At 71.4% G+C, this 24,486-nt stretch carries 19 protein-coding genes; 7 read left to right on the top strand and 12 right to left on the bottom strand.

Annotation, left to right across the window (positions count from 1 at the left end; all coding sequences use genetic code 11):
- Positions 1-95: 95 nt before the first annotated feature.
- Positions 96-2,483, bottom strand: coding sequence for an RICIN domain-containing protein (locus ACZ4VA_RS31015; protein ID WP_468083322.1), 2,388 nt, complete (start codon positions 2,481-2,483; stop codon positions 96-98).
- 160 nt (positions 2,484-2,643) lie between these two features.
- On the bottom strand, positions 2,644-5,247 hold the full coding sequence (locus tag ACZ4VA_RS31010) for a PA14 domain-containing protein (protein ID WP_468083321.1): 2,604 nt from the start codon (positions 5,245-5,247) through the stop codon (positions 2,644-2,646).
- A gap of 158 nt (positions 5,248-5,405) precedes the next feature.
- On the opposite strand from ACZ4VA_RS31010, the gene ACZ4VA_RS31005 reads away from it, so the two are divergent.
- From ACZ4VA_RS31005 to ACZ4VA_RS30985, 5 genes are all read left to right on the top strand, one after another.
- A complete protein-coding gene (locus ACZ4VA_RS31005) occupies positions 5,406-6,419 on the top strand; it encodes a LacI family DNA-binding transcriptional regulator (RefSeq protein WP_355784804.1) in 1,014 nt (337 codons plus the stop codon).
- Between the two features lie 143 nt (positions 6,420-6,562).
- Positions 6,563-7,660, top strand: a complete 1,098-nt coding sequence (locus ACZ4VA_RS31000; RefSeq protein ID WP_468083319.1) for an ABC transporter substrate-binding protein — start codon at positions 6,563-6,565, stop codon at positions 7,658-7,660.
- Between the two features lies 1 nt (position 7,661).
- The gene (locus ACZ4VA_RS30995; protein WP_388905935.1) at positions 7,662-9,281 is read left to right on the top strand and encodes a sugar ABC transporter ATP-binding protein; all 1,620 of its coding nucleotides are present in this window, start codon (positions 7,662-7,664) and stop codon (positions 9,279-9,281) included.
- On the top strand, positions 9,274-10,236 hold the full coding sequence (locus ACZ4VA_RS30990; protein ID WP_356241681.1) for an ABC transporter permease: 963 nt from the start codon (positions 9,274-9,276) through the stop codon (positions 10,234-10,236). Before ACZ4VA_RS30995 ends, ACZ4VA_RS30990 begins: the two co-directional genes overlap by 8 nt.
- The gene (locus ACZ4VA_RS30985; RefSeq protein ID WP_356165209.1) at positions 10,233-11,255 is read left to right on the top strand and encodes an ABC transporter permease; all 1,023 of its coding nucleotides are present in this window, start codon (positions 10,233-10,235) and stop codon (positions 11,253-11,255) included. The genes ACZ4VA_RS30990 and ACZ4VA_RS30985 overlap by 4 nt, the downstream gene beginning before the upstream one ends.
- Before the next feature lie 30 nt (positions 11,256-11,285).
- On the opposite strand, the gene glgC is transcribed toward ACZ4VA_RS30985, so the two are convergent.
- The 3 genes from glgC to ACZ4VA_RS30970 form a co-directional block, all read right to left on the bottom strand.
- The gene (glgC, locus tag ACZ4VA_RS30980) at positions 11,286-12,506 is read right to left on the bottom strand and encodes a glucose-1-phosphate adenylyltransferase (protein WP_402375240.1); all 1,221 of its coding nucleotides are present in this window, start codon (positions 12,504-12,506) and stop codon (positions 11,286-11,288) included.
- Positions 12,507-12,588: 82 nt separating this feature from the next.
- A complete protein-coding gene (glgA, locus tag ACZ4VA_RS30975; RefSeq protein WP_355793932.1) occupies positions 12,589-13,740 on the bottom strand; it encodes a glycogen synthase in 1,152 nt (383 codons plus the stop codon).
- A gap of 38 nt (positions 13,741-13,778) precedes the next feature.
- Positions 13,779-14,561, bottom strand: coding sequence for a (2Fe-2S)-binding protein (locus ACZ4VA_RS30970; protein WP_468083315.1), 783 nt, complete (start codon positions 14,559-14,561; stop codon positions 13,779-13,781).
- A 211-nt stretch (positions 14,562-14,772) separates the two neighbouring features.
- Between ACZ4VA_RS30970 and ACZ4VA_RS30965 the strand changes: the two genes are divergently transcribed.
- A complete protein-coding gene (locus tag ACZ4VA_RS30965) occupies positions 14,773-16,044 on the top strand; it encodes a DMT family transporter (protein WP_468083313.1) in 1,272 nt (423 codons plus the stop codon).
- Here the strand turns inward: ACZ4VA_RS30965 and ACZ4VA_RS30960 are convergent.
- Positions 16,034-17,203 (bottom strand): transglycosylase family protein, encoded by a 1,170-nt coding sequence (locus ACZ4VA_RS30960; RefSeq protein ID WP_355793785.1) that lies wholly within the window; start codon positions 17,201-17,203, stop codon positions 16,034-16,036. The two genes, ACZ4VA_RS30965 and ACZ4VA_RS30960, sit on opposite strands and share 11 nt — an antisense overlap.
- A 286-nt stretch (positions 17,204-17,489) precedes the next feature.
- Between ACZ4VA_RS30960 and gndA the strand changes: the two genes are divergently transcribed.
- Positions 17,490-18,929, top strand: a complete 1,440-nt coding sequence (gndA, locus tag ACZ4VA_RS30955; RefSeq protein WP_356165196.1) for an NADP-dependent phosphogluconate dehydrogenase — start codon at positions 17,490-17,492, stop codon at positions 18,927-18,929.
- A gap of 611 nt (positions 18,930-19,540) precedes the next feature.
- On the opposite strand, the gene ACZ4VA_RS30950 is transcribed toward gndA, so the two are convergent.
- The 6 genes from ACZ4VA_RS30950 to ACZ4VA_RS30925 form a co-directional block, all read right to left on the bottom strand.
- Positions 19,541-20,188, bottom strand: coding sequence for an arylsulfatase (locus tag ACZ4VA_RS30950; RefSeq protein ID WP_356165193.1), 648 nt, complete (start codon positions 20,186-20,188; stop codon positions 19,541-19,543).
- On the bottom strand, positions 20,188-20,532 hold the full coding sequence (locus ACZ4VA_RS30945) for a GNAT family N-acetyltransferase (RefSeq protein ID WP_355795223.1): 345 nt from the start codon (positions 20,530-20,532) through the stop codon (positions 20,188-20,190). Before ACZ4VA_RS30945 ends, ACZ4VA_RS30950 begins: the two co-directional genes overlap by 1 nt.
- A 47-nt stretch (positions 20,533-20,579) precedes the next feature.
- Positions 20,580-20,999: an aspartate 1-decarboxylase gene (gene panD, locus ACZ4VA_RS30940; RefSeq protein ID WP_356165189.1), complete on the bottom strand. Its 420-nt coding sequence runs from the start codon at positions 20,997-20,999 to the stop codon at positions 20,580-20,582.
- Between the two features lie 357 nt (positions 21,000-21,356).
- The gene (locus ACZ4VA_RS30935) at positions 21,357-22,202 is read right to left on the bottom strand and encodes an aldo/keto reductase (RefSeq protein ID WP_468083309.1); all 846 of its coding nucleotides are present in this window, start codon (positions 22,200-22,202) and stop codon (positions 21,357-21,359) included.
- 273 nt (positions 22,203-22,475) lie between these two features.
- On the bottom strand, positions 22,476-22,958 hold the full coding sequence (locus ACZ4VA_RS30930) for a hypothetical protein (RefSeq protein WP_355779856.1): 483 nt from the start codon (positions 22,956-22,958) through the stop codon (positions 22,476-22,478).
- 53 nt (positions 22,959-23,011) lie between these two features.
- The gene (locus ACZ4VA_RS30925; RefSeq protein ID WP_355779859.1) at positions 23,012-24,472 is read right to left on the bottom strand and encodes a hypothetical protein; all 1,461 of its coding nucleotides are present in this window, start codon (positions 24,470-24,472) and stop codon (positions 23,012-23,014) included.
- Between the last annotated feature and the right edge of the window lie 14 nt (positions 24,473-24,486).

Raw genomic sequence — 24,486 nt, 5'->3', positions numbered from 1 at the left:
CACAGCGCGCTCATTCTTCGTCGTGTACGTGTACTCGTCAAGAGTCGCGGCCGGGCCCGCCCCGCGGTCGGTCGGACGAGCCCGGTCGTGCGAGGTCAGAGGAAGCGCCAGAGGTGGTCGTCCGTGCCGTTGTCCTCGAACTGCACCACCTGGGCGCTGTTCTGCGTCGACATGCCGTCCACCCCCAGCACCTTGCCGCTGTGCCGGTTGCGCACCAGGAACCAGCCGTCGCCCCGGTCGTCGAAGGCCCACAGGTGGTCCTCGGTCCCGTTGTCCTCGAACTGCACCACCCGGGCGCTGTTCGCGGTCGACATGCCGTCCACCCCCAGCACCTTGCCGCTGTGGCCGTTGCGGACCAGGAACCAGCCGTCGCCCCGGTCGATCCGCTGCCACGCGTGGTCGCCCGTACCGGAGTTGTCGAACTGGACCACCCGGGCGCTGTTCACCGTGGACATGTTGTCCACCGCCAGCACCTTCCCGCTGTGCTTGTTCTGGATGCGCCGGAAGGCGGGCTCCGGCGTCCACGGCTTCCCCTCCGGCGCGGCCGTCAGGAAGGACGTGATCCGCAGCCGCGCCGCGCCCATCGGGATCAGCGTGACGCTCTCCACGGGCGCGTCGCTGTGCGCCGGACTCTGCTGGAGGGGCGTGACCACCCGCTCGTCGTCCGCGACCCATTCGGGGATGCGGCGCGCCTGCGCGGTGATGCGGACCGGGCTGGTGGCGTGGGTGAACGGATTGCCCGCGACCGGTCCGTCCGCCCGCCGGAGGTCGAGCGAACCGCCGGGTACGAGGCCGTAGTTCCAGGGGCTGGTGGCGTGGACGTCGTACTCGGGAAAGGTCTCGCTCCCGGCGGTGCGGACGTACTCCTCGCCGATCCGCAGCGCGTAGGTGAGGGGTCCGTGGTCGACGCTCACGGAGTCGTGGTTGCCGTGCCAGGTGCGCAGGGTGGTGCGCTGCGGCAGGCGCAGCGTCACGGTGTCGCCGTCGGCCCAGGTGCGGTCGACGCGGACGAACGCCGGTCCGCTCGGGGCCGGCACGGAGCGCCCGTTCACCTGGAGGGCGGGCGTGGTGCACCAGCCCGGGATCCGCAGCAGCAGGGGGAAGGCGACGCGGCGCGGGGTGCCCATCGTGAAGGTGACCGTCTCGCCGAAGGGGTAGTCGGTGTCCTCGGTCACCGTGACGGTCGTGCCGCCGGCGACCCGCGCCTCGACCCGGCAGGGTGCGTACATGGCGGCGGCCAGCCCCCGGTCGGGTGTGGCCAGCCACAGCTCCTCGGTGAAGTAGGGCCAGCCCATGCCGTAGTTGTGCGGGCAGCAGCGGTACTGGTCGACGCCCGGCTGGTACGCCTGCATGGCGAAGCCGTTCTGGAACTGCCCTTGCGTCTTGCGGGAGTTGTCCAGGTCGACGCTGTTGGCGCTGGTGACGTAGTGCACCGCGCGGCCCTCGGGGGCGAGGGAGGCGGGCAGCAGGTTGAAGGCGAGGTCCTCGCAGCGGTCCGCCCAGACGGGGTCGCCGGTGATCCGGGTGAGCAGCTCGTGGCTGGCCATGAACTCGACGATTCCGCAGGTCTCGAAGCCCTGCCGGGGGTCGCCGAAGCCGGGCCTGAGGTTCTCGTCGCCGGCGATCCCGCCCCCGGGGAACTGACCGTAGGCGCGCATGACTTGGTCGTACATATGGTAGGTGGCCCGGGTCAGCTCGTCGGCTCCGGAGCACTGGGCGTACTGGGCCGGTTCACGGAAGCCCTGCGCGATGTTGACGTTGTGCGGGGTGGGCAGCTCGCCGGTCCAGTCGGCGCCGTAGGCGTGCATCTTGTCGACCAGGTCGAGCAGGAAGGCGTCCCCTGTGCGGCGGTGGAGCCACAGGGCCACGTCGATGCCGTCGCCCCACCGCAGGGAGACCCAGCTGGTGTCGAACGCGCCGCGTCCCTGGGCGTTCACGAACCGCAGGAAGCGGGTGAGGAAGGGCACGACGCGCCGGTCGTGCGCGTACTCCTCGTAGCTGCGCAGGGCTTGGAGCAGCGGGAGGAAGGGCCAGAAGTCGGGGCCCCCGTTCAGCGAGGTGCGCAGGGCGCGGGGGCCGAAGAAGCCGTCGCTCTGCTGGGTGGCGAGGATCGCGTCGATCCAGCGGCGGGCCGCGTCGAGGGCCGCGGAGTCCCGGGTGGCGATGGCGAGGGGGACGTATCCGCGCAGCCAGTAAGGGAGTTCCTCCCAGCCGGCGTTCTCCGGGTGCGTCCAGCCGCTCGTGGCGGGGTCGAGGAAGTGCGAGCGCTCGGCGTAGCGGCCGCACAGGCCCGCGAGTTGGAGCCGCAGCTGGCCGTCGAGCCATCCGCGGGCGGTGATGCTGCCGGGTGGCAGCCGGGTGAAGGCGTCGGGCAGGACACCGTCGGCCCGGCCGGCCGCGGTGGCCGGCGCGGTGGCGCCGAGGGCGAGCACGCCCAGCGTCAGGGAGCCGGTCCGCAGGAAGTGACGTCTGCCGAGGGGCATGGGGATGCTCCTGTCGGGAGGTGACTGGTCGGGGCCGCGCCGGTCGGGCACGGCCCGCCCCCTGTGGGAGGGCGGACCGTGCCGTCGACCCGTCGGCGGGCCGGGGGCGGGACGCTCACCGGGGAGGCGGGGAGGTGCCGCCCGGTGAGCGCCCTCGCCGTCAGGAGCAGCCCGCCGGCGCCGGCTGCGACGCGCCGCCGATCAGCGCCTCATGGGCCGCCTTGAGCCGCCGCACGTCGGGCTTGACCACCTTGCGGTCGTACGTCACCAGGCCGTTCAACTCGCCCTCCACGTCGGAGATCTGGGTGTAGACGGCGCCGTTGCCTCCCTTGCAGGTCAGCTTCTGCACCTCGGCGAGCCGGGCGAGGTAGTCGTCCGTGTACGTCGAGGGGTCCACGTCCACGTACGACTGCTGCACCGACCAGGCGCGACCGGGCACCGCCAGGCCGAGACCGCCGTACTCGCCGCTGACCAGGGCCCGTTCACCGTCCGGGTGGGGTGGCAGCGCCGGGCTCGGGTAGCCGTGCTCGTCGATGATGTCGCCGGTGCCGCCGTCGACCCCGAGGTTGATGCCCGACATGCTGTTGACCAGCCGGGTCGGGTCCCAGGACTTGGCCTGGTCGGCGATGCGGGCCTCGTCGTACTGGCCCCAGCCCTCGTTGAAGGTCACCCACATCACGATCGACGGGCTGCTGATGTGCTCGTCGATCATCTGCTTCATCTCGCGCTCGTACTCGGCGCGGGACGCGGCGTCCGGGTTCACGCCCGCTGTCATGGCGGGCATGTCCTGCCACACCAGCAGGCCGAGCCGGTCGGCCCAGTAGAACCAGCGGTCCGGTTCCACCTTGATGTGCTTGCGGACGGAGTTGAAGCCCATCCGCTTGTGCAGCTTCAGGTCGTACGCGAGCGCCTCGTCGGTCGGGGCGGTGTGCAGTCCGTCCGGCCAGAAGCCCTGGTCGAGGGTGGCCATCATGAAGACGGGCTTGCCGTTGAGGACGGTGCGCGGGGTGCCGCCCACCTTCTCCACGGCGATGGACCGCATCCCGAAGTAGCTGCCGACGCGGTCGCCGCCGACGCTCACCTTCAGGTCGTACAGGAACGGGTCGTCGGGCGACCACAGGTGCGGGTCGTCGATCTTCAGGACCAGCGGCTGCCCGGTGCGTCCCCGGACCGTGGCGACCTTGTGCTTCCCGGCGTACGCCGTCGCCGTGACCGCGAGTCCGTCGCGGACGCCCTCGGTCTCGACGGTCAGCCGGCTCCTGGCCACGTCGGGGACGAGCTTGAGCGCGTCGACGTGGTCCGCCGCGACCGGCTCCATCCACACCGTCTGCCAGATGCCGGAGGACGGGGTGTACCAGATGCCGCTCGGGTCCAGGCGCTGCTTGCCCACCGGCGGGTTCTCGCCGCCCTGCGCGTCGGTCGGGTCGTAGACGCCGACGATCAGCTCCTGGGTGCGGCCGGGCTTCAGCGCGTCGGTGATGTCGGCGCTGAACTTGTCGTAGCCGCCCTTGTGTTCGGCGACCTTCGTGCCGTTCACGTAGACCTCGGACCGCCAGTCGACGGCGCCGAAGTTGAGCCGCAGCCGCTTGCCGGAGCCGACCTTCCAGTCGGCCGGGACGGTGAAGGTGCGGCGGTACCACATGCGGTCCTCGTGCCGTTCGATCCCGGAGAGCTGGGACTCCACCGGGTACGGGACGAGGATCTTCTCGGCGAGGTTCCGGCCCACCGGCGGCTGCTCGCCCGCCTTGGCGGAGGCGAACTGCCACGAGCCGTTGAGGTTGCGCCAGGCGTCGCGGGTGAGCTGCGGCCGGGGGTACTCGGGCAGGGCGTTGCGCGGCCCGACGTCGTCCGCCCACTTGGTCCGCAGTTCGTACGTGGAGTGGTTGGGGCCGCTGCTCCAGAACGCGTTGACAACGTTGCCGTCAGCTCCGAGCAGGCCGCCCTGGCCGTCGTAGCGCAGGTCCGCGGTGCCGCGGGCGGTGCCGGTCTTGTTGCCGACGACCGGTTCCTTCAGCGCGATGTTCAGGGCCTTGGGGTCGGACCGGTCCAGCGTGGCCTTGCCGAGCGGCCACTTGGCGCCGCCGATGACGGCCTCCACGTGGTCGGTGAGGCCGGCGGGCGGTGCCTTCAGCTTCTGCGCGAAGTCGAGGCGGAGCGTGCGGCCGTCCTTGAGGACCGTGGTGCTGATGGCGCCGTCGTAGTCGTAGCCCGCGGGCAGGCGCAGCGCCGACTGCGGCACGGCCTCCTTGGTGCCGCCGGGTTCGGTCCAGCGCAGGTGGAGGTTGGAGCCGCCGAAGTGCTCGAAGTACTCGACCTTGATGTCGTAGGCGCGTCCGGCGGTGAGGTCCACGGGGGCCGAGGTCTGCTCGCGGTCCCAGTCGTCGACCCAGTGGTCGATGACCGGTTTCCCGTCGATCCACAGCCGGAAGCCGTTGTCGCCGGTGATCGCGAAGGTGTGGGCGCCGGTCTTCTCCGGCACGATCCGGCCGGTCCAGCGGACGTTGACGTCGTCCGACTGTCCGGTGGCGAAGTCCAGGCGCGGCTCCAGGTTGTCGAAGTCGAGGTGGGTGTCGAAGCCGGTGGCCTTGAGCTCGTGGAAGTCGAAGGCTCCGGGGGCGGACTGGGTGTAGTACTCGCCCTTGAGCCCGTGGACCTCGACGGGGTCGTCGGCGGCGGTCGCGGCCGGGGTGGCGGTGAGTCCCGCCATCCCGAGCGTTGCCGCGAGCAGGAAGGCCATTCGGATTCTGAGTCGTCTGATGCGCACGGATCCTCCTTGCTGAGGAAGGGTGGCGGCTCGGTGCTTCAGTCTGTACAACGTTGGAAGGGACGGCAGTTGGCATGAGAGCACGGCTCCCGGCCGCTGTCCAGGGTCATGACAAACGCCCCGGTGAGAGGGGCGTACATCGATGCGGAGGAGATCCCTTGCGGGTCAGCCTGAAGGACGTCGCGGAGCGCGCCGGCGTCTCGATCAAGACGGTCTCGAACGTCGTGAACAACTATCCGCACGTCACTCCCGCCATGCGGGCCAAGGTCCAGGAGGCCATCGACGAGCTGGGCTACCGCCCCAATCTGACGGCTCGCCACCTGCGCAAGGGCCGTACGGGCATCATCGCGCTGGCCGTGCCCGAGCTCGGCAACCCGTACTTCGCGGAGCTGGCCGGCGCCGTCATCGACGCCGCCGCCGAGCACGAGTTCACCGTGCTGCTCGACCACACCCGCGGCGACCGTGAGCAGGAGGTGCTGGTCAGCCAGGGCTTCCGCGCCAACGTGATCGACGGTCTGATCCTGAGCCCGCTGGAGCTGGAGGCCGAGGACCTGCGGTCCCGCACCGACGACGTGCCGCTGGTCCTGCTCGGCGAGCGGGAGTACGACCTGCCCTACGACCACATCGCCATCGACAACGTGGCCGCGGCCCGCGCCGCCGTTCGGCATCTGCTGAGCCGCGGGCGGACGAGGATCGCCTACCTGGGCGCCCGCACCGACTCGGCCAACCGGCCCGCCCATCTGCGCCTCGCCGGCTGGCGCGCGGAGCTGGCGGCGGCCGGGGTGCCCGCTCCCGAGGAGCTGGTGGTGCCGGTCGGCGGCTGGGACCGGGACGAGGGCGCCCGCGCGATGGCCCGGGTGCTGGACTCGGGGGTGCGCCCGGACGCGGTGTTCGCGTACAACGACCTGGTCGCGATCGGTGCGATGAGAGTGCTGCACGAGCGCGGGCTGAGGGTCCCGTGGGACGTGGCGGTGGTCGGGTTCGACGACATCGCCGAGGGCCGGTTCGGGGCGGTCACGCTGACCACGATCTCGCCGGACAAGCAGGCCATCGCGCGGATGGCCGTGGCCTCGCTGCTGCGCAGCCTGTCGGGCCGAACGGACCCCGGCGGGCGTGAACTCACCGCCGAGTTCAGGCTCGTTGAGCGGGAGAGCACGCTGGGCCGGCGCTGACGGGATTTCGGACAGAAGGCTTTACAGCCTCCTTCCAACGATGTAAAAACCTCCCCTGAACGACGTGCACGCAGAGTTGACCGCAAGAGCCGAACATCCCCGGGAGCGCTCTCAGCGCCGGGGCCGCGCCGTTTGGGGACTCCATGAAGCCGACCGCATTCCTCCGCCGCACCTCCGTCCGGACCCTCCTCGCCACCGGCCTCGTCACGAGCCTCGCGCTCGTCTCCGGATGCGCCAAGTCCGAGGACGACGACGGGAAGGACAAGAACTCCACCAGCCAGGGCGACTCCGGCCAGGTCGTCGCCTCGCCCGACGCCGGCTCCGGACCGACCTGCGCCATCGACGCCTACGGCGGCAAGAAGATCGACCTCAAGACCGCCACCGTCGGCTTCTCCCAGTCCGAGAAGGAGGCCAACCCCTTCCGTATCGCGGAGACGGCCTCCATCAAGGCCGAGGCCAAGAAGCGCGGCGTGAAACTGCTGACGGCCAACGCCCAGTCGCAGTTCTCCAAGCAGATCAGCGACGTCCAGGACCTCATCGCCAAGGGCGCCGACCTCCTGGTCATCGCACCGCTCAACTCCGACGGCTGGGAACCGGTGCTGCGCTCCGCCTCCGCCAAGCACATCCCGATCGTCACCATCGACCGCAAGATCAACGCCACCGCGTGCAAGGACTACGTGAGCTTCATCGGCTCGGACTTCGTCGAGCAGGGCAGACGGGCCGCGGACCGCATGATCGAGGCCACCGGCGGCAAGGGCGACATCGCCATCCTGCTCGGCGCGGCCGGCAACAACGTGACGACCGAGCGCACCAAGGGCTTCGAGGACCGCGTCAAGGAGAAGGCGCCCGGTCTCAAGGTCGTCTTCAAGCAGACCGGTGAGTTCGCGCGCGAGAAGGGCCAGTCGGTCACCGAGAACCTCATCCAGTCCAAGCCCGGCATCACCGGTATCTACGCCGAGAACGACGAGATGGGCCTGGGCGCCGTCAACGCCCTCAAGGGTGCCGGGAAGAAGCCGGGCGCCGTCAAGATCGTGACGATCGACGGCACCCGCAACGCCGTCCAGGGCATCGTCGACGGCTGGATCGACGGGGTCATCGAGTCCAACCCGCGCTTCGGGCCGCTCGCCTTCCAGACCCTGGACACCTTCACCAACGGCGACAAGGTCGCGCAGGACGTCGTCATCCAGGACAGCGCCTACACCACCGACAACGCCGAGTCGGACCTGGGCAAGGCCTACTGACATGCTGTCGGTGACCGGTCTGTCCAAGACCTTCCCCGGCGTGAAGGCCCTGTCCCAGGTGGACTTCACGGCCCGCGCCGGGGAGGTGCACGCGCTCGTCGGCGAGAACGGCGCGGGCAAGTCGACCCTGATCAAGGTCCTCACCGGCGTCTACCGTCCCGACGAGGGCGAGGTGGTTTACGACGGTTCCCCGGTCCGCTTCGCCACGCCGCTCCAGGCCCAGCACGCGGGCATCTCCACCATCTACCAGGAGGTCAACCTCGTCCCGCTGATGAGCGTGGCCCGCAACCTCCTGCTCGGCCGCGAACCCCGCGGCCGGCTGGGCCTGATCGACTTCCGCCGCATGCACCGGGAGGCGGACGACGCACTGCGCGGCCTCGGCATCCGGGTCGACGTCCGCCGGCCGCTGCACGAACTGGGCGTCGGCGCACAGCAGATGGTGGCCCTCGCCCGCGCGGTGTCGGTCGACGCCCGGGTCGTCGTCATGGACGAGCCGACCTCCTCACTCGAACCCCGCGAGGTGCGGACCCTGTTCGGGGTGATCCGCATGCTGCGCGAACGCGGGATCGCGGTGATCTACGTCAGCCACCGCCTCGACGAGCTGTACGAGATCTGCGACGCCGTCACCGTGCTGCGTGACGGCAAGGTCGTGCACACCGGCCGGATGGCCGACCTCGACCGGCTCAGGCTCGTCTCGCTCATGCTCGGACGGGACGTCGGCGACGTACGGGACGAAGGGCTGACCAAGTTCACCGGCGGCCACGACGCGCAGGCCGAACCCGTTTTGCAGGCAATGGAACTGACGGTCCGCCACCACCTTCAGTCGGTGTCCGTGAGCGTACGGCCCGGCGAGGTCGTGGGGCTCGGCGGGCTGCTCGGATCGGGGCGCAGCGAGACCGCTAAGGCCATCGCGGGCGCGCTGCCCGTCGACTCCGGGCGGGTCGTGGTGGCGGGCGCGACGGTGCGCACCGGTTCGACGCCCGCCGCGATCCGGGCCGGCATCAGCCTGCTGCCGGAGGACCGCAAGGCGGAGGGCATCGTGCCGGGGCTCTCGGTCCGCGAGAACATCGCGCTGGCCGCGCTGCCGGGGCTGTCGCGGTTCGGCCTGGTGGACGAGGCACGCGTGGACCGGATCGTCGACACCTTCATGAAGCGGCTGCGCATCAAGGCCGCGGGCCCGCACCAGAAGGTCGGCGAACTGTCGGGCGGCAACCAGCAGAAGGTCCTGCTGGCCCGCTGGCTGGCCATGCATCCCAAGGTGCTGCTCCTGGACGAGCCGACCCGGGGCATCGACGTCGGGGCCAAGGCCGAGGTGCAGCGCCTCATCGACGAACTGGCCGACGACGGCCTCGGCGTGGTGCTGATCTCCTCGGACACGGAGGAGCTCATCGAGGGCAGCGACCGGGTGATCGTCCTGAAAGACGGCGCGGTGATCGACGAGCTCACCGGCGACGCCGTCACCGAGGAGCGGCTGATGCGGGCCATCGCGTCGGCGCCCGCCGCGACCGCCCGCACGACACCGGCCCCCGCGACCGTGGTCGCGGCAGGCGGCCCGCCCGCCGCGACCGGCCCCGAGAAGACCCCGCCCGCCTCCCCCGGCACCGGAGAACACGATGACTGACCTGAGCCTGGGCCGGGTGAGCGCGGACCGCGACCGGCTGCTGCGCCTGCTCCAGGACTACGGCGTCTACCTGGGCGTCGCCGTCCTGCTCCTGGCGAACCTGGCCTTCACCCCGCACTTCCTGTCCGCCGAGAACTTCCGCACCCAGGCCGTCCAGGTGGCGCCGGTGCTGATCGTGGCGCTCGGCATGGCGCTGGCGATCGGCAGCGAGGGCGTCGACCTGTCGGTGGGCTCCGTGATGGCCCTGTCCACCTCCCTGCTGTCCCTGTATCTCGGGTACGGGCCGTGGGTCGCGGCCCTGACGGCGCTGGTGGGCGGTGCGGTGATCGGTCTCGCGTCCGGCTCGCTGATCGCCTTCGTGGGCGTCCAGCCGATCGTCGCGACGCTCGCCCTGATGGTCGCCGGCCGGGGACTCGCCCTGGTCCTGCTCCCCCAGCTCAAGGACGTCCGCGACCCGGGCATGGCCGAGCTGGGCTCCGGCGCCGTGCTGGGGGTGCCGTACCTGGTGCTGATCGCCGCCGCGCTCGCGCTGCTCGTCGCCTTCGTGATGCGGCGCACGACGTTCGGCCGGCAGCTGCTGGCCATAGGCGACAGCAGGCCCGCGGCCCGGCTCGCCGGTCTGCCGGTACGCCGCGTGCTGATCCTGGTGTACGTCGCCTCCGGCGTCCTCGCCGCGATCGCCGGGGTGCTGGCCACCGCCCGCCTGACCGCGAGCGACCCCACCTCCCTCGGCAACCTGATGGAACTGTCCGCCATCACCGCCGTCGTGGTCGGCGGCACCCCGCTGAGCGGGGGGCGGGTCCGCATCGGCGGCACCGTCGCCGGCGCCGCCCTCATCCAGCTGCTCACCACCACGCTCATCAAGCACGATCTGCCGCCGTCGTGGACCCAGATCGCCCAGGCCGTGGTGATCGTCCTCGCCGTCTACGCGGCCAGGGAACGGGGAAAGCGATGACGACCGAAGTGGACACTCCCCCGCACGCGCCGGCCGCCCCCGAGGTGGAGCCGGCCGGCGCCGGCCGCTCCGAACGGCTCAGCGCCTTCGCCCAGCAGCACGGCGCCCTGGTCACCCTGGCCGTCGCCATGATCGCCGCGTCGATCGGCTTCGACACCTTCCTCACCAGCGACAACCTCAGGAACATGGCCCTGTCCTCGGCGTTCCTCGCCGTGGTCGCCCTCGGCATGACCTTCGTGATCATCACCGGCGGCATCGACCTGTCGGTGGGCTCGCTGTTCGCGCTGGGCGGCGTCCTCGCGGCCTGGGGCTCCCGGTACGGGACGGTGGTCGCGCTGCTGCTCCCGCTGGCGGTGTGCGGGCTGATCGGCGTGGTCAACGGGCTGCTGATCGCCCGCTCCCGGCTGGCCCCCTTCATCGTCACGCTGGCCGCGATGCTGGGCGCCCGCGGCATCCTCCTCGCGGTCACCGACGAGGGCTCGACGACCTACCGGGTGGACACGGACTCGTTCTTCGCCACGCTCGGCCAGGGCGCAATCCTCGGCATCGGCGTGCCCGTGTGGATCACCGTCGCGCTGTTCGTCCTCGGCGCGCTCGTGCTGCGGCGCACCCGCTTCGGGCAGTACGTGTACGCGGTCGGCGGCAACGAGGACGCAGCGGCGCTGATGGGCGCCCCCGTGGCCCGTACGAAGATCGCCGTCTACACGCTGTCCGGACTGTGCGCCGGACTCGCTGGCGCCCTCAACGCGGCCTGGCTGGTGTCGGGGGTGACGATCCTGGGGTCCGGCATGGAGCTGGAGGCGATCTCCGCGGTGGTGATCGGCGGCACGCTGCTCACCGGCGGATTCGGCTTCATCAGCGGCTCGTTGGTCGGGGTCCTGCTCCTGAAGGTCATCCAGAACGTCATCAACCAAATCGGCTCGCTGGACTCCGCCTACCAGCAGGTGGTCAGCGGGGCGTTCCTCGCGGTCGTGGTGATCGCCCAGACCTGGCTGGGCCGCAGGCGGCGGGTGCTGTGACAGCGGCGCCCGCCGCACCGCCGCACGGGCCTACGGGACGCGCTGGCCCTTGCCCAGGCCGATCACTCCGCCCTTGGAGACCGTGTAGAGCTCCGCGTCGCGCTCGGGGTTGACGCCTATCGTCGCGCCGGGAGGCACCTCGACGTTCTTGTCGAGGACCGCGCCCCGCACCACCGCGCCCCGCCCTATGTGGACGTTGTCGTGCAGGACCGAACCCTGCACGACGGCTCCGGGGTCGACGACGACGCCGGGCGAGAGCACGGACCGGGTGACCTGCCCGCGGATGAGGCAGCCCGCGCTGATGATCGACTCGCTGGCCATGCCGCCGGCGTTGAACCGCGCCGGGGACAGCTGACCGGAGTGGGTGTAGATGGGCCAGCTGCGGTTGTAGAGGTTGAAGGCGGGGCGCTCCGCGATCAGGTCCATGTGGGCGTCGTAGTACGCGTCGAGGGTGCCGACGTCACGCCAGTAGCCCTGGTCCCGGGTCGTCTCACCGGGCACGTGGTTCTCGCTGAAGTCGTACACCTGCGCCTCGCCGCGCTCGGTGAGCATCGGCAGGATCGAACCGCCCATGTCGTGCACGGAGTTCTCGTCCTCGGCGTCCTGGTGGAGCGCCTCGATGAGGGCCTTGGTGGTGAAGATGTAGTTGCCCATCGACGCGAAGACGCACTCGGGGTCGCCCGGCAGGCCCGGCGGGTCGGCGGGCTTCTCCAGGAAGCCCTGCACGGTCTGCCCGTCCGAGCCCGGCGTGATGATCCCGAACGCGGAGGAGTCGGCGCGGGGCACCCGGATGCCCGCGACGGTCACCCCGGCACCGCCGTCGATGTGCTGTTCCAGCATCTGCCGCGGGTCCATGCGGTACACGTGGTCGGCGCCGAACACCGCGATGTAGTCCGGCTGTTCGTCGTGGACGAGGTTGAGGGACTGCAGGATCGCGTCGGCGCTGCCGAGATACCAGCGCGGGCCGAGCCGCTGCTGGGCCGGGACGGGTGTCACGTAGTTGCCGAGGAGGCTCGACATCCGCCAGGTCGTCGTGACGTGCCGGTCCAGCGAGTGCGACTTGTACTGCGTCAGGACGCAGATGCGCAGGATGTCGGCGTTCACCAGGTTGGACAGCACGAAGTCGACAAGGCGGTACGTGCCGCCGAAGGTGACCGCGGGTTTCGCGCGGTCCGCCGTGAGCGGCATGAGTCTCTTGCCTTCTCCGCCCGCCAGTACGATGCCCAGCACCGAAGGTCCACCGCGCCGCATACCGCCGCCCCTCTACGCCCGGTCGGGCCGCGCCCCGTGGATCGAGCCGGCTCCGGTTTCCTCGACTAAGCCTGTCTGACGGCTACCCCGGTTTGCGGACTTCCTCGTACAACTGGACGGTCCGGCGTGCCACCGCGTCCCAGCCGAACTCCCGCACGGCCCGCTCCCGTCCGGCCTCGCCCATCCGCCGGGCGGTCTCCGGGTCGGCGAGCACCGAGTCCAGGGCCTGGGCCAGCCGCGCCTCGAAGTCCCCCTCGACCGGCACGAGCAGGCCGGTGCGTCCGTGGTCCACGACCTCGGGGATGCCGCCGACCCGGGAGGCCACCACGGCCGTCCCGCAGGCCATCGCCTCCAGGTTGACGATGCCGAGCGGCTCGTACACCGAGGGGCAGACGAACACGGCCGCGTGCGTGAGGAGTTGGATGACGTCCGGACGCGGCAGCATCTGCGGGATCCAGTGCACCCCTTCGCGTACGCCGCTCAGGTCCCGGAACAGGTCGCGGAACTCCCGGTCGATCTCAGGGGTGTCGGGGGCGCCGGCGCACAGCACCACCTGGACGGCCGGGTCGATGTCCCGTACCGCGCGCAGCAGATGGGGCACGCCCTTCTGGCGCGTGATGCGGCCGACGAACAGGACGTACGGGCGGTCCGGGTCGAGGCCGACGCGGGCCAGGACGTCGGTACCGTGGTCCGGGCGGTAGAGGGAGGTGTCGATGCCGTTGTGCACGACGCGCACCTTGGCGGGGTCCAGCTCGGGATAGCAGCCGAGGATGTCCTCGCGCATCGCGCCGGACACGGCGATCACGGCGTCCGCCGACTCGACGGCCGTGCGCTCCGCCCAGCTCGACAGGGCGTATCCGCCGCCCAGTTGCTCCGCCTTCCAGGGGCGCAGCGGCTCCAGGGAGTGGGCGGTCATCACGTGCGGGATGCCGTACAGCAGCTTGCCGAAGTGGCCGGCGAGGTTGGCGTACCAGGTGTGCGAGTGGACGAGGTCGCGGCCTTCGAGGGCGGCGGCGATGGCCAGGTCCACGGAGAAGGTGCGCAGCGCGTCGTTGGCGCCGTCGAGCGTGGGCCAGGGCCGGTGGCGGACCACCCCGCCCGCGGCGCCCTCGCCCCAGCAGTGCACGTCCAGGTCGACGAGGGACCTCAACTCGCGGGCGAGGAACTCGACATGCACCCCCGCGCCGCCGTAGACATCGGGTGGATACTCCCGTGTCAGCAGTCCCACACGCACCCAGAACCTCCCGTCGAACCGGCCGGATTCCTTCATGGTCACTCAGATGTGGCCCCTGGGGAAGAGCGCGGTGTCCGGGAACCGGCCCTCGTGCGCGGCACCCGGTCGAAGCAGCAGTCGCCGCACAGGCCCGCGCCGGGCAGCCGGTAGTAGAGGCAGCAACTGCGGCGGCGGAGCGTGCCGGGGGCCAGCGTCCACGACAGGTCGGGGTGGGCGAGGAGCGGAGCGGCGAGGGCGCGGACACGCTCCGCCGCCTCCGGCCGGCCGGTCTCCCGCGCCCACCGGTCGAGCAGCCGCACGGCCCCCGCGAGGGCGGCGCCCACGTTGCCCCAGAGCAGGCGCGCGGAGACGGTGTACCGGGCCCGCAGGGCGGCCGCGAGCGGCACGAGGTGGCCGTCCAGCACCATCTCGCCGAGCGCGGTCGCGGGCAGGGCGCGCACCTCGGAGAGCCACAGTTCCTCCGGAGTGCTCGCGTCCGGATCCCAGGCCAGCAGCCGGGGGTCCAGATCGGGCAGGGCCCCGTACAGCGCGGCGGCGCCGAGGGAGACCGACCACAGCCGGGCCGCGAGCGCCTGCTGCGCCACCGACACCACGATCCTGGTCTCGGGCGCCCGGAGACTTTTCGCGACCTTCCGGACACGGAAAATTATCGGATCTCCGTAAACATCCGATCCGCCGTCGTCCGGCGGCGGTGCGTACGCCCGCGCGAGGGTGGGCAGAAGGCTGCCCGGGGGTACGCCCGTGCGTAGTACGGAGAAGCCGCCGAGGGTGCGAAGCGCGGCGAGATCGAAGTCGAGGTCCACGAACAGCAGTAGTACCAAGCCCCCTAGGGGGTCACACCCGGGGGGAGGGGGCCGCTGTCACCCACCCTGGGGAGGACGGGGGCCCCGCTCTACTCCATCGGCAGTAGGACTCAATGCCTGCTCAAGGACGACGACATGGACTGTTTCGCGAGGCATCGTTGTTAACCATGGAAGCCGACCGTTCGTCGCGCCGGGCACAGCGCCCTCGCCGCACGCAGAGGAGGGACTCGTGAACGCCCTCTCGCTGTCCGTGGTGCTCTCGCTCGTCTCCGCCGTCGCCTACGCGGGCGGGGCGATCGTCCAGGAGCAGGTCGCGGTCACGTCCCCGGACCGGACCTACGCCCCGCTGCGCAGGCTGAGCTGGTGGGCGGCCGTCGCGCTGAACGGCCTCGGCGGGCTGCTGCACGTGGTGGCGCTCGCCTACGGCCCGCTGAGCCTCGTACAGCCGCTCGGCGCGCTGACGATCGTGTTCGCGCTCCCGATGGCCGCCCTGTTCGTCGGCCGCCGGGCCGGGTCGACCGCCTGGCGCGGCGCGATCATGGCGACGGTCGGTCTCGCGGGTCTGCTGTCGCTGGTCGGCACCGCCGAATCGCATTCCCTGGGCGGCGCCCAGCGGGTGGTCCTGGCGCTCGTGACGGGCGGCGCGGTGGTGACGCTCATGGTGGCGGCCCGCGCGGCCCACCGCCACCCGGCGGTGCGCAGTGTGCTGCTCGCGGTCGCGGCCGGTCTGGCCTTCGGCATCTCGTCGGTGTTCACCAAGACGGTCGCGGTGGACTGGACGGGCGGCGTCTCCCTCGCGGACCTGCCGTCCCTGGGCGTCATCGCTGTCCTCGCCACGGCCGGCATGCTGCTCTCGCAGGCCTCCTACCGGGGCGGCGGCCTCGCCGCCCCGCTCGCCACGCTGACGGTGGTCAATCCCGTCGTCGCGGCGGCGGTGGGCATCACGATGTTCGGCGAGACCTTCCGCTACGGCAGCACGGGCACGGCGCTCGCGCTGGGCTGTGGTGTCGTGGCCGCGGGCGGACTCATCCTGCTCACCACGGAGCGGCTGGGCGGCGTCCGCCGCGCGGACCCGCAGGCGGCCGCCCCCGGCGCACCCGCCGCCGAGCCGGAGACGGTGGACGTGCCGGACGCGGTCGTCCCGGACACGTTCGCGGGCCCCCGGGCGCCGGTCGGCCCGGGCGGGTTCCCCGCACCGGATGCGCTCGCCGTGCCCGAGAGCCTCGCCGGGCGGGACGGGCTGGTGGCGTCCGAGGTGATCGAGGAACTGCTGACGCGGCTGGCGGAGCAGCCCCTCGCCACGGTCCCCGCGGACGTCTTCCCCGTCGTGACGGTCCCCGAGGACGTCTTCGTACCGGTCCCGGTGCCCGCCCCGGACGGCGCGCACGAGGACCGGGAAGCCCCCGACGACGAGATGCCGGACTACTTCAGCCCTTTCCACGGCGCGCCGTTCGTGCCGCTGCCGCGGCGCAACCACCGGCGCACCCGCGTCAGATCCTGACGCCGCCCGCGCGCAGATAGGCGACCGGGTCGATGTCGCTGCCGAAGCCGGGTCCCGTCCGCACCTCGAAGTGCAGATGGGGCCCTGTGCTGTTGCCCGTCGACCCGGAGCGTCCGATCCGCTGCCCGGCCGTCACGTTCTGCCCGCCGCGCACGGAGATCGCGGACAGGTGGGCGTACTGGCTGTAGCGCCCGTCGGAGTGCCGGATCACCACCTGGTAGCCGTACGAGCCGCCCCAGCCCGCGCTGACGACGTGACCGGCCCCGACCGCCTTCACCGAGGTCCCGGTGGCCACGGGGAAGTCGACGCCCGTGTGGTAGCCCTTCGACCAGGAGGAACCGGCGGCGCGGTACGGCGTGCCGGTCGACGCGTTCACCGGCGCGACGAGGGTGTGGGTCCTCGTCGCCGTGTCCGACGCCGGCTTCTGGGGCGCCGGCTTCTTGGTGGCGGCCTTGTGCTCGGCGGGCTTCCCGGTGGCGGGCTTCCGGGCCGGCGCCTTCGTGTCCGCGGTGTGCGTCGGGGCCTTGGCGCGCAGGTTCAGCCGCTGGCCCGGGACGATCAGGTCGGGGTCGGCGCCCACGGTCGCGCGGTTGGCCGCGTAGAGCCGCTGCCAGCCGCCCTGGACCCGCCGCGCGTCGGCGATGCCGGAGAGGGTGTCGCCTCGGACGACGGTGTACATCTCGGCGGTGCCCGCCTGCGACTGCGGCGTGGTCTGCGGCTGCACGTCCTTGACGGTGCGCTTGGGCGTGCGCGGCGAGGTGTCGACGGCGGGCGTCTCACCGCCCCGGGTGAGACCCGCCCGGGCGGAGCACACCGGCCAGGCCTTGGGCCCCTGGCTCTTGAGCACCTTCTCCGCGATGGCGATCTGCTGGTCCTTGGTGGCCAGGTCCGCTCGCCGCGCGTACACCCTGCCGCCGTACGCCTCCCAGGTGGACTGGCTGAACTGCAGGCCGCCGTAGTAGCCGTTGCCGGTGTTGATGCTCCAGTTGCTGGTGGACTCGCAGGCGGCGACCTTGTTCCAGGTCCCCACGTCCGCGGCGTCCGCGACACCGGCGCCGATGAGCGGGATCGCCATGCCCGCGCCGCCCGCCGTGACGGTGAGCGAGGCCCGGTTGATCCTGTTCGGCTGATACCGGCGATGCCGGCCGCGCACGGCCATGATGAAGCCCCCCTCGACACCCGTCAGGAGCGGCAAAAGTAAGCGCGTCTTCCCGGCCATGACAAGGCGGCAATCGGCCGTGCTGTTGCCCTTTCAAGGGTTTGCTCAGGTCAGCGGCGGACGGTCTGGCCGAAACCCGATGCCGTGTGTCGGTGCCGCCCGATGAGGCGCGGACGGGTTCTTCTGCGTACACACCGTCGGCGAGTCAGGATGTCCGGAGGGCAATACTGACGAGCACGACGAGCACGACCGGCATCAGCGGCAACAGGACCTCTCAGGAGTACCTATGAGCACTTCAGCGCAGATCGGCGTCACGGGCCTCGCGGTCATGGGCCGCAACCTCGCCCGCAACTTCGCCCGCAACGGCTACGCGGTCGCCCTGCACAACCGGACCTCCTCCAAGACGCACGCCCTGGTGGAGGAGTTCGGGCACGAGGGCGATTTCGTGGCGGCCGAGACCGCGAAGGAGTTCGTGGCGGCCCTGGAGCGCCCGCGGCGCCTGGTGATCATGGTCAAGGCCGGTGACCCCACCGACGCGGTGATCAAGGAGTTCGCCCCGCTCCTCGAACCCGGGGACATGATCATCGACGGCGGCAACGCCCACTTCGCCGACACCCGCCGCCGGGAACGCGAGCTGCGCGAGCAGGGCATCCACTTCGTCGGCACGGGCATCTCCGGCGGCGAGGAGGGCGCCCTGCACGGGCCGAGCATCATGCCCGGGGGCTCCGAGGAGTCGTACGCGTCGCTGGGCCCGATGCTGGAGAAGATCTCCGCGAAGGCGTCGGACGGCTCCCCCTGTGTGACGCACTGCGGCCCCGACGGCGCCGGGCACTTCGTGAAGATGGTCCACAACGGCATCGAGTACGCCGACATGCAGCTGATCGGCGAGGCCTACCAGCTGCTGCGAGACGTGGCCGGGTACTCCCCCGCGCAGATCGCGGAGATCTTCCGGACCTGGAACACGGGCCGGCTCGACTCGTACCTGATCGAGATCACCGCCGAGGTCCTCTCGCACGTGGACGAGGCGACCGGCAAGCCGTTCGTGGACGTCGTCCAGGACCGCGCGGAGCAGAAGGGCACGGGCCGCTGGACCGTGCAGATCGCCCTCGACCTGGGCGTCCCGGTGTCCGGCATCGCGGAGGCGGTCTTCGCCCGCTCGCTGTCCGGCCACGCCGACCTGCGGGCCGCCTCGCGCGACCTCGCGGGCCCGAAGGCGGCCAAGCTCGGAGAGGGCGAGGCCGCGGCCTTCGCCGACCGCGTGGAGCAGGCGCTGTACGCCTCGAAGATCGTGTCGTACACCCAGGGCTTCCACGAGATCAGCGCGGGCAGCGCGGAGTACGGCTGGGACATCGACCTCGGCGCGGTCGCCTCCATCTGGCGCGGCGGCTGCATCATCCGTGCCGCCTTCCTGGACCGCATCCGCGCGGCGTACGACGCCCGGGCCGACCTGCCCAGCCTGCTCTCCGACGAGACGTTCGCCCGGGAGATCGCCGACGCGCAGGACAACTGGCGCGAGGTGCTCGTCGCGGCCACCCTCCAGGGTGTCCCGACGCCCGGTTTCGCGGCGGCGCTCGCCTACTACGACGCGCTGCGGGCGGAGCGTCTGCCCGCCGCCCTCACCCAGGGCCAGCGCGACTTCTTCGGCGCGCACACCTACCGGCGCACGGACCGCGAGGGCTCGTTCCACACGCTGTGGGGCGGGGACCGGTCGGAGGTCGAGGCGTAGGACGCCGCTGCGGGACAGACCGATGGCCCGGTACGGAAGGGGTTCCGTACCGGGCCATCGGTGCAGTGGGGTGGGGTGGGTGGGTGCGCCTGCATGGGCCGTCGTGGGACGGGCCGTCAGGCGCGACCGGCGGCCCGTGTGCCGCGCGTGCGCCCTCCTAGGAGAGGGGTCCCGGCTGCGGCTCGGGCTCCGGAACGGGGTCCGGCCCCGGCGGCTTCGGCACGGGGGACGGAGACGGCGGCTCCGGAGTGGGCTGCGGACCGGGGCCCGGACCCGGCGGAGGGGTCGGGTTCGGCGGAGGGGTCGGGTTCGGCGGCGCCGGATCCGGGAACGGCTGCGGGTCGGGGACCGGTCCCGGAGTGGGACTCGGCGGTACGGGAGTGGGGAACGGCTCGCTCATGATGTCCTCCAGCCAGTCGGTACGTCGGCCCTGGACTTTTCCCACGCCTACCCGACCCCGCCGCCCCCAGTCACCCCGTCGCCCCACGGAAGCCGACCGGGTGGGGCCAATCGGAGGCATGGGGTGGGGATGGAGGGGGCGGGGGGCCGTCCGTCGTAGAGGGCGTCACCGCTGGTGCGGAGCATGCAGGACCTCCGACACACGGCGCCCGTCACCGTCGGTGCAACGCGTCCGCTCCCGCAGCCAGGCCCGGCCGGGGGCTCGCCAGCACCGGTACGGCGGTCGTCGTCAGGTGCTGGGCGGGGGCCATGGAGGCCTGGGCGAGGACGATCACGTCGGCGTCGGTGACCGCGTCGGCGGCCTTCGCGACGAGCCGGGCACAACCGTGCGTGTCGCCCGCCTCGAAGCGGGCGAAGGCGCCGTCGACGAGGAACGTACGGACGTCGGCCGGGCGTCCGGCCCGGCGCGCTTCCTCCTCCACCAGGGCCACCGTCGGCGCGAGGGTGCTCTCCACCGTGGCCAGGACGACGACGCGCGGGCCGACGGCCACCGCGGCGGCGGCCATCGGCCGGTCCACGCGCAGTACCGGCACCCCGGCGCCCGCCGCCTCGGCGACCGCGCCGATGGTCGAACACGTGCAGAGCACGGCACCGGCCCCCTCCGCGACGGCCCGGTCCAGCGCGGCGCGCACGTCACCGGTCACGGCGTCGGGCCCCTCGACGCGGGCGCGGGCGAGCAGGTCCTCGGCCACGAGGTGCCGCAGTCGCAGCACCGGGTGGAACTCGTCGCGCAGGGCGTCGAAGACGGGGATGTGCGCGGGCGAGGTGTGGAGCAGGGCGAGTGTGCCTGGTCCGGGCATCAGAACCGGCCCGGGTGGGCGTCCAGCCAGTCCATCGCCGCCTGCACCAGTGCGGGGTCGGCGGCCGGGGCCTCCTCGGGGTGGCGGGCGGCCCACTTGACGACGTACGGGCAGAGCGGGGCGACGGGGACGCCCTCGCGCCCGGCGATGGCGTACAGCTCACGCGCGAGGGAACCGGCGATGCCCTGGCCCTCGTGAGCGGGCTCGACGATGGTGTGCACCGGGACGAGGGCGCGCTCGGGGGCGTCGAGGACGAAGTACTCGATACGGCCGACCACTTCGTCCCCGGCGAGGGCCTCCAGACGGCCGGCGCCCCGGTCGTCGCGGATCCGGATGTCGCTCATGGTGCACTCCTCGGGATGGGGTGCGGACCCGGACGGCGAAGTGCGGCTCAGGCCGGGACGGCCTGCGGGCTGCGCTCCTGGTCCGAACCCGGCACCGGCTCGGACGGATCGGCGCCCAGGGCGACGATCCGGTTGTCGCGGTCCACGTGCACGACGCGCGGCTCCAGCGACCGCGCCTCGGCGTCGGTCACCTGAGCGTAACTGATGATGATCACGAGATCGCCGGGGTGCACGAGGTGGGCGGCGGCGCCGTTGATACCGACGACGCCCGAGCCGCGCTCACCCTCGATGACGTACGTCTCCAGGCGGGCGCCGTTGGTGATGTCGACGATGTGCACGAGTTCACCGGGCAGCAGGTCGGCGGCGTCGAGGAGGTCCGCGTCGATGGTCACCGATCCCACGTAGTGCAGGTCGGCCTGGGTGACGGTGGCGCGGTGGATCTTGGACTTGAACATGGTGCGGAACATGGCGAAGCTCCCGGGTCGTCTGCTCCCTGCCTGCCTCTGCAGGTCAAGGGCGGTCTCCGGAGCGTACAACGGTTCGCATGTCCGGTCAGCTGCCTCGGGATGTTCCGGGGCTCACACCGACCCCTTGCCTACTGTCTGATGCCGCGCTTCCGGCAACCCAGCCGGCGCCTGGTCAGCCCGGTACGGAGTGGTGCGCCAGGGCGAACTGCTTCACGACGGCGGCGCAGCTCATTCCTTTGAGTTCGAAGGTCGCTCCCTCTTCGCCCGGCAGAGCAGCGTGAACGCGCGGGCGTTCCGAAGCGGCGTCCACAGGCGAGCGCCTACGACGCGCGGGAAGCGCGCCGTCCTGCGACTCCCTCAGAGCATCTCCAGGGGCGTGGGCCCGCTGGGCGGCGCGAACGCCGCGTCGAGGGCGTCGAGCGCCTCGGCGGGGAGGTCCAGGTCCGCAGCGCCGCGGTTCTCCCGAACGTGGTCGGGTGATCCGGAACGCGGAATCGCGGCCACTCCCTGTGCCAGCACCCAGGCGAGTGCCACCTGGGTCGGCGTGGCGTCGAGGTCCCGAGCCACGGCCTCCAGGGTCTCGACCTTCAGCAGTCGCCCCTGCTCGATCGGCGAGTAGGCCATGGCCGTCACGCCGGCCTCGCGGCACCACGGGAGCAGATTCCACTCAATGCCGCGCCGGGAGAGGTTGTACAGCACCTGGTCGACGGCCACGGCGTCGCCGCCGGGGAGGGCGGTGAGCTCGACCATGTCGGCGACGTCCAGATTGCTCACGCCCCAGTAGCGGATCTTCCCCGCCTCCATCAGGTCGGTGAATCCCGCGAGGGTCTCCTCGAGTGGCCACCGTCCGCGCCAGTGCAGCAGGTACAGGTCCAGCCGTTCCGCACGGAGCCGCCGCAGGCTGCCCTCGCAGGCGGCGACGGTGCCTTTCCGGTCGGCGTGGCCGGGCAGCACCTTGCTGACGAGGAAGACCTCGTCACGGCGTCCCCGGAGGGCCTCCCCGACGAGCTCCTCGGCTGCGCCGTCGCCGTACATCTCCGCCGTGTCGACGACGGTCATGCCCAGGTCCACGCCCAGCCGCAGCGCGGCGATCTCCTGTGTACGCCGGGCCGGGTCCTCACCCAGATACCAGGTGCCCTGCCCGAGCGCCGAGATCTCCTCTCCGGAGGGGAGTGCGATCGCTCTGGCCGATTCCGCAGACATCTCGTGCCTCCCGTCGGCCGCGGATCCGTGTCACGCGACCCGCACCGGGTACCCAGGGCCGAGCCCCCCAGACAACCGGTGTCACATGCGTCGCAGGGAGGCCGGGAGGAGCGAGCGGACCGCGCCGAGAGCGCGCCGGGGGCAGATGCGCGGTCGCGCTGGGCGACGGCGACCTACACCACGGCGCCGCAGGAGAGGACCGCCGCGCGCAAGGGGGCTCGGCCGCTGAGACGGCACGTTCGACTCGTTGCAGGGTGCCGTGGAGCGCGCTCGTCAGTCGACAGCCTTGAGGTAGACCCGGCTCTGGCTGTCGTCCAGCCTGTGCACCGCGATCGCCAGGGAGTTCAAGTCTCCGCCGCAGGGGGCGCAGACCTGCCCTTCCCGTACGCCCGGCAACGACTCGGGTTCGGGGAGTCCGAGGTGCGAGAAGGGGGTCATGGGCTTCGCGACGCTCTTGCGGGGCTCGTCGCGCTGCCTCAGCTCCCTCTCGGGCCGGAGCCGCTCCACGAAGCCGTTCACCGCGGAGGTGGGGAGGGTGAAGGCCAGTAGCAGCCCGTCGTCCTGGAATCCGTTCTGACGGGCCGCGCGTACATCGCCGGCCTTGGAGGGAAGGTCGACGTTCATCTGCCGGCTGACCGTCGCAGGGGTGGCTTTGTCGTCCCAGTCGGGCACTTCGCTGGTCCTGTCGGCCGACCCGGACTCGGTCGCGGCCGTGCAGCCGCCGAGGAGCGGGCCGGTCAGAGAGAGTACGGCCACGGCGCCGGCGGCGCGGACGACGTACCTTACTCGCGAACGGTGAAGTGTCCGCGTCATCGGGCGTCCCCGTTCCGACTCGGATCGGTGCGTGTTCCGTCGCGTCCCGGGTCCGCTGGGACGGGAAGGCTGCCGTTCGAACCCAGGTCGTGATGTTGCACCGATCCGCTGCCTCGCATGTCGAACTCCCTGGCCAGGCCTGTGGTGTGCAACCGGGCCATGTCGGCGTCGGTCACCGTCGTCGGGCCGATGGGGGTCTCCTTGCCGGGGTCCCAGTTGTACCGGTCCCATACGTTCACCTGGTAGTCGAGACCGACCTTTGGCTCACCGTTCTCACCTGGCACGACCGTGACCGTACCCGTCGTATTGGTCATGCCGCTGCCAACAGCCAGGTACCAGTTGCGGTCGCTGTGGGTGTAGCTCTGCGGCCGGGTCTCCACCGGGATGGCCACGGGTTCACCGCCCGACTTCTCGAAAGCCGCGAGAGCCTGCTCCCGCCACTTCTCCTGTTCATCCTGGATGGCGTACTCCGCGGTCTGCCGAAGTGCCGCGTCGTCTGTGAGCATCCGGTCCACGTCCAGATCCACCGGGGTGCCGAGCCCGCGTAGGTAGTGATCCATGTGATGCGCAGCATCGGTGTTCCCGATCACGTCGCCCGCGTTCGACATCGCCACCGCCTGTGCCTGGATCCACTGGTCGTGTGCGGTGGGAGCCTGGACGTCGTACTCACCCGCCCCTGGGTCGGCGGCGATGCGCTTCGATCGGGGCGTGAGGATCCCGGCGGCGAGAAGATCGCCCTTGTGTTTCCCCCACAGCTCGCCTCGGGCATCGGGGCTCAGCGACTGCCACAGCCGCCGCAACTCCTCCCGCTGTCTGTCGCTCGCGTCCTCGCCGAGCGAGGCGAGCTTCATCGCTCGCGGCAGCTGGTCCTCATCGAGCGAGGTGTACGTGGCATGGCCCGCATTATGCGGGTCGCCGCCGTGGGACTTTCGGAGAGCTCGGGTGACCGCGGCGTCTATCTCGGATGCGTGAGCGACAAGGCCGGTGAGGGTGTCCGCGTACCATTGCATCCTGTCCTTGGTGCGCTGGGACGTTCCGTTCACTTCGCAAACCGCCTCGATGACCTTCACCGTCCCGCTTCCGCCGTCCGTCACGACCAGACCGCGGTCGGGGTCGGGGGATCGGTCCGGGTCGCCTCTGTGCGCTTCGTCTGTCAGCGCCTTCGCCCTCTTCTGGATCTGCAAGAGCTCGGTGTGGGCGTCGGCGAGCACGGCGTGGATGCTCTGAGCCTCCTTGAGGAGATCACCGAACTCCTTGGCGGTCTTGCGCACGAAATCCCTGGTCACGGTCGCGTTGTCGCCGCGCCAACGGGCCGCTTCGGCCTTCTTCAGCAGACCGTCCCTGGCATTGGAATGCAGTGTGGCAAGGTTCCCGACCGTCGTCTCCCAGTCGGTGACGGCGGTGCTGAGCCTGCCGAGGTCCAACGCGATGAGATCGGAATAGGTGAACGTACCCATCGATGTGCCACCCT

The organism is Streptomyces sp. NPDC028308, from assembly GCF_055565855.1.
This window is presented reverse-complemented; position numbering and strand designations above follow the sequence as displayed.

What these genes read in the sequence shown, in the direction of transcription:
- ACZ4VA_RS30950 (WP_356165193.1), bottom strand. Translation starts at nt 20,188, where the DNA reads ATGCCCGGACCAGGCACACTCGCCCTGCTCCACACCTCGCCCGCGCAC.
- ACZ4VA_RS31015 (WP_468083322.1), bottom strand. Translation starts at nt 2,483, where the DNA reads ATGCCCCTCGGCAGACGTCACTTCCTGCGGACCGGCTCCCTGACGCTG.
- glgC (WP_402375240.1), bottom strand. Translation starts at nt 12,506, where the DNA reads ATGCGGCGCGGTGGACCTTCGGTGCTGGGCATCGTACTGGCGGGCGGA.
- ACZ4VA_RS30935 (WP_468083309.1), bottom strand. Translation starts at nt 22,202, where the DNA reads ATGTCTGCGGAATCGGCCAGAGCGATCGCACTCCCCTCCGGAGAGGAG.
- ACZ4VA_RS30995 (WP_388905935.1), top strand. Translation starts at nt 7,662, where the DNA reads ATGCTGTCGGTGACCGGTCTGTCCAAGACCTTCCCCGGCGTGAAGGCC.
- ACZ4VA_RS31000 (WP_468083319.1), top strand. Translation starts at nt 6,563, where the DNA reads ATGAAGCCGACCGCATTCCTCCGCCGCACCTCCGTCCGGACCCTCCTC.
- gndA (WP_356165196.1), top strand. Translation starts at nt 17,490, where the DNA reads ATGAGCACTTCAGCGCAGATCGGCGTCACGGGCCTCGCGGTCATGGGC.
- ACZ4VA_RS30985 (WP_356165209.1), top strand. Translation starts at nt 10,233, where the DNA reads ATGACGACCGAAGTGGACACTCCCCCGCACGCGCCGGCCGCCCCCGAG.
- ACZ4VA_RS30945 (WP_355795223.1), bottom strand. Translation starts at nt 20,532, where the DNA reads ATGAGCGACATCCGGATCCGCGACGACCGGGGCGCCGGCCGTCTGGAG.
- ACZ4VA_RS30990 (WP_356241681.1), top strand. Translation starts at nt 9,274, where the DNA reads ATGACTGACCTGAGCCTGGGCCGGGTGAGCGCGGACCGCGACCGGCTG.
- ACZ4VA_RS30925 (WP_355779859.1), bottom strand. Translation starts at nt 24,472, where the DNA reads ATGGGTACGTTCACCTATTCCGATCTCATCGCGTTGGACCTCGGCAGG.
- ACZ4VA_RS30960 (WP_355793785.1), bottom strand. Translation starts at nt 17,203, where the DNA reads ATGGCCGTGCGCGGCCGGCATCGCCGGTATCAGCCGAACAGGATCAAC.
- panD (WP_356165189.1), bottom strand. Translation starts at nt 20,999, where the DNA reads ATGTTCCGCACCATGTTCAAGTCCAAGATCCACCGCGCCACCGTCACC.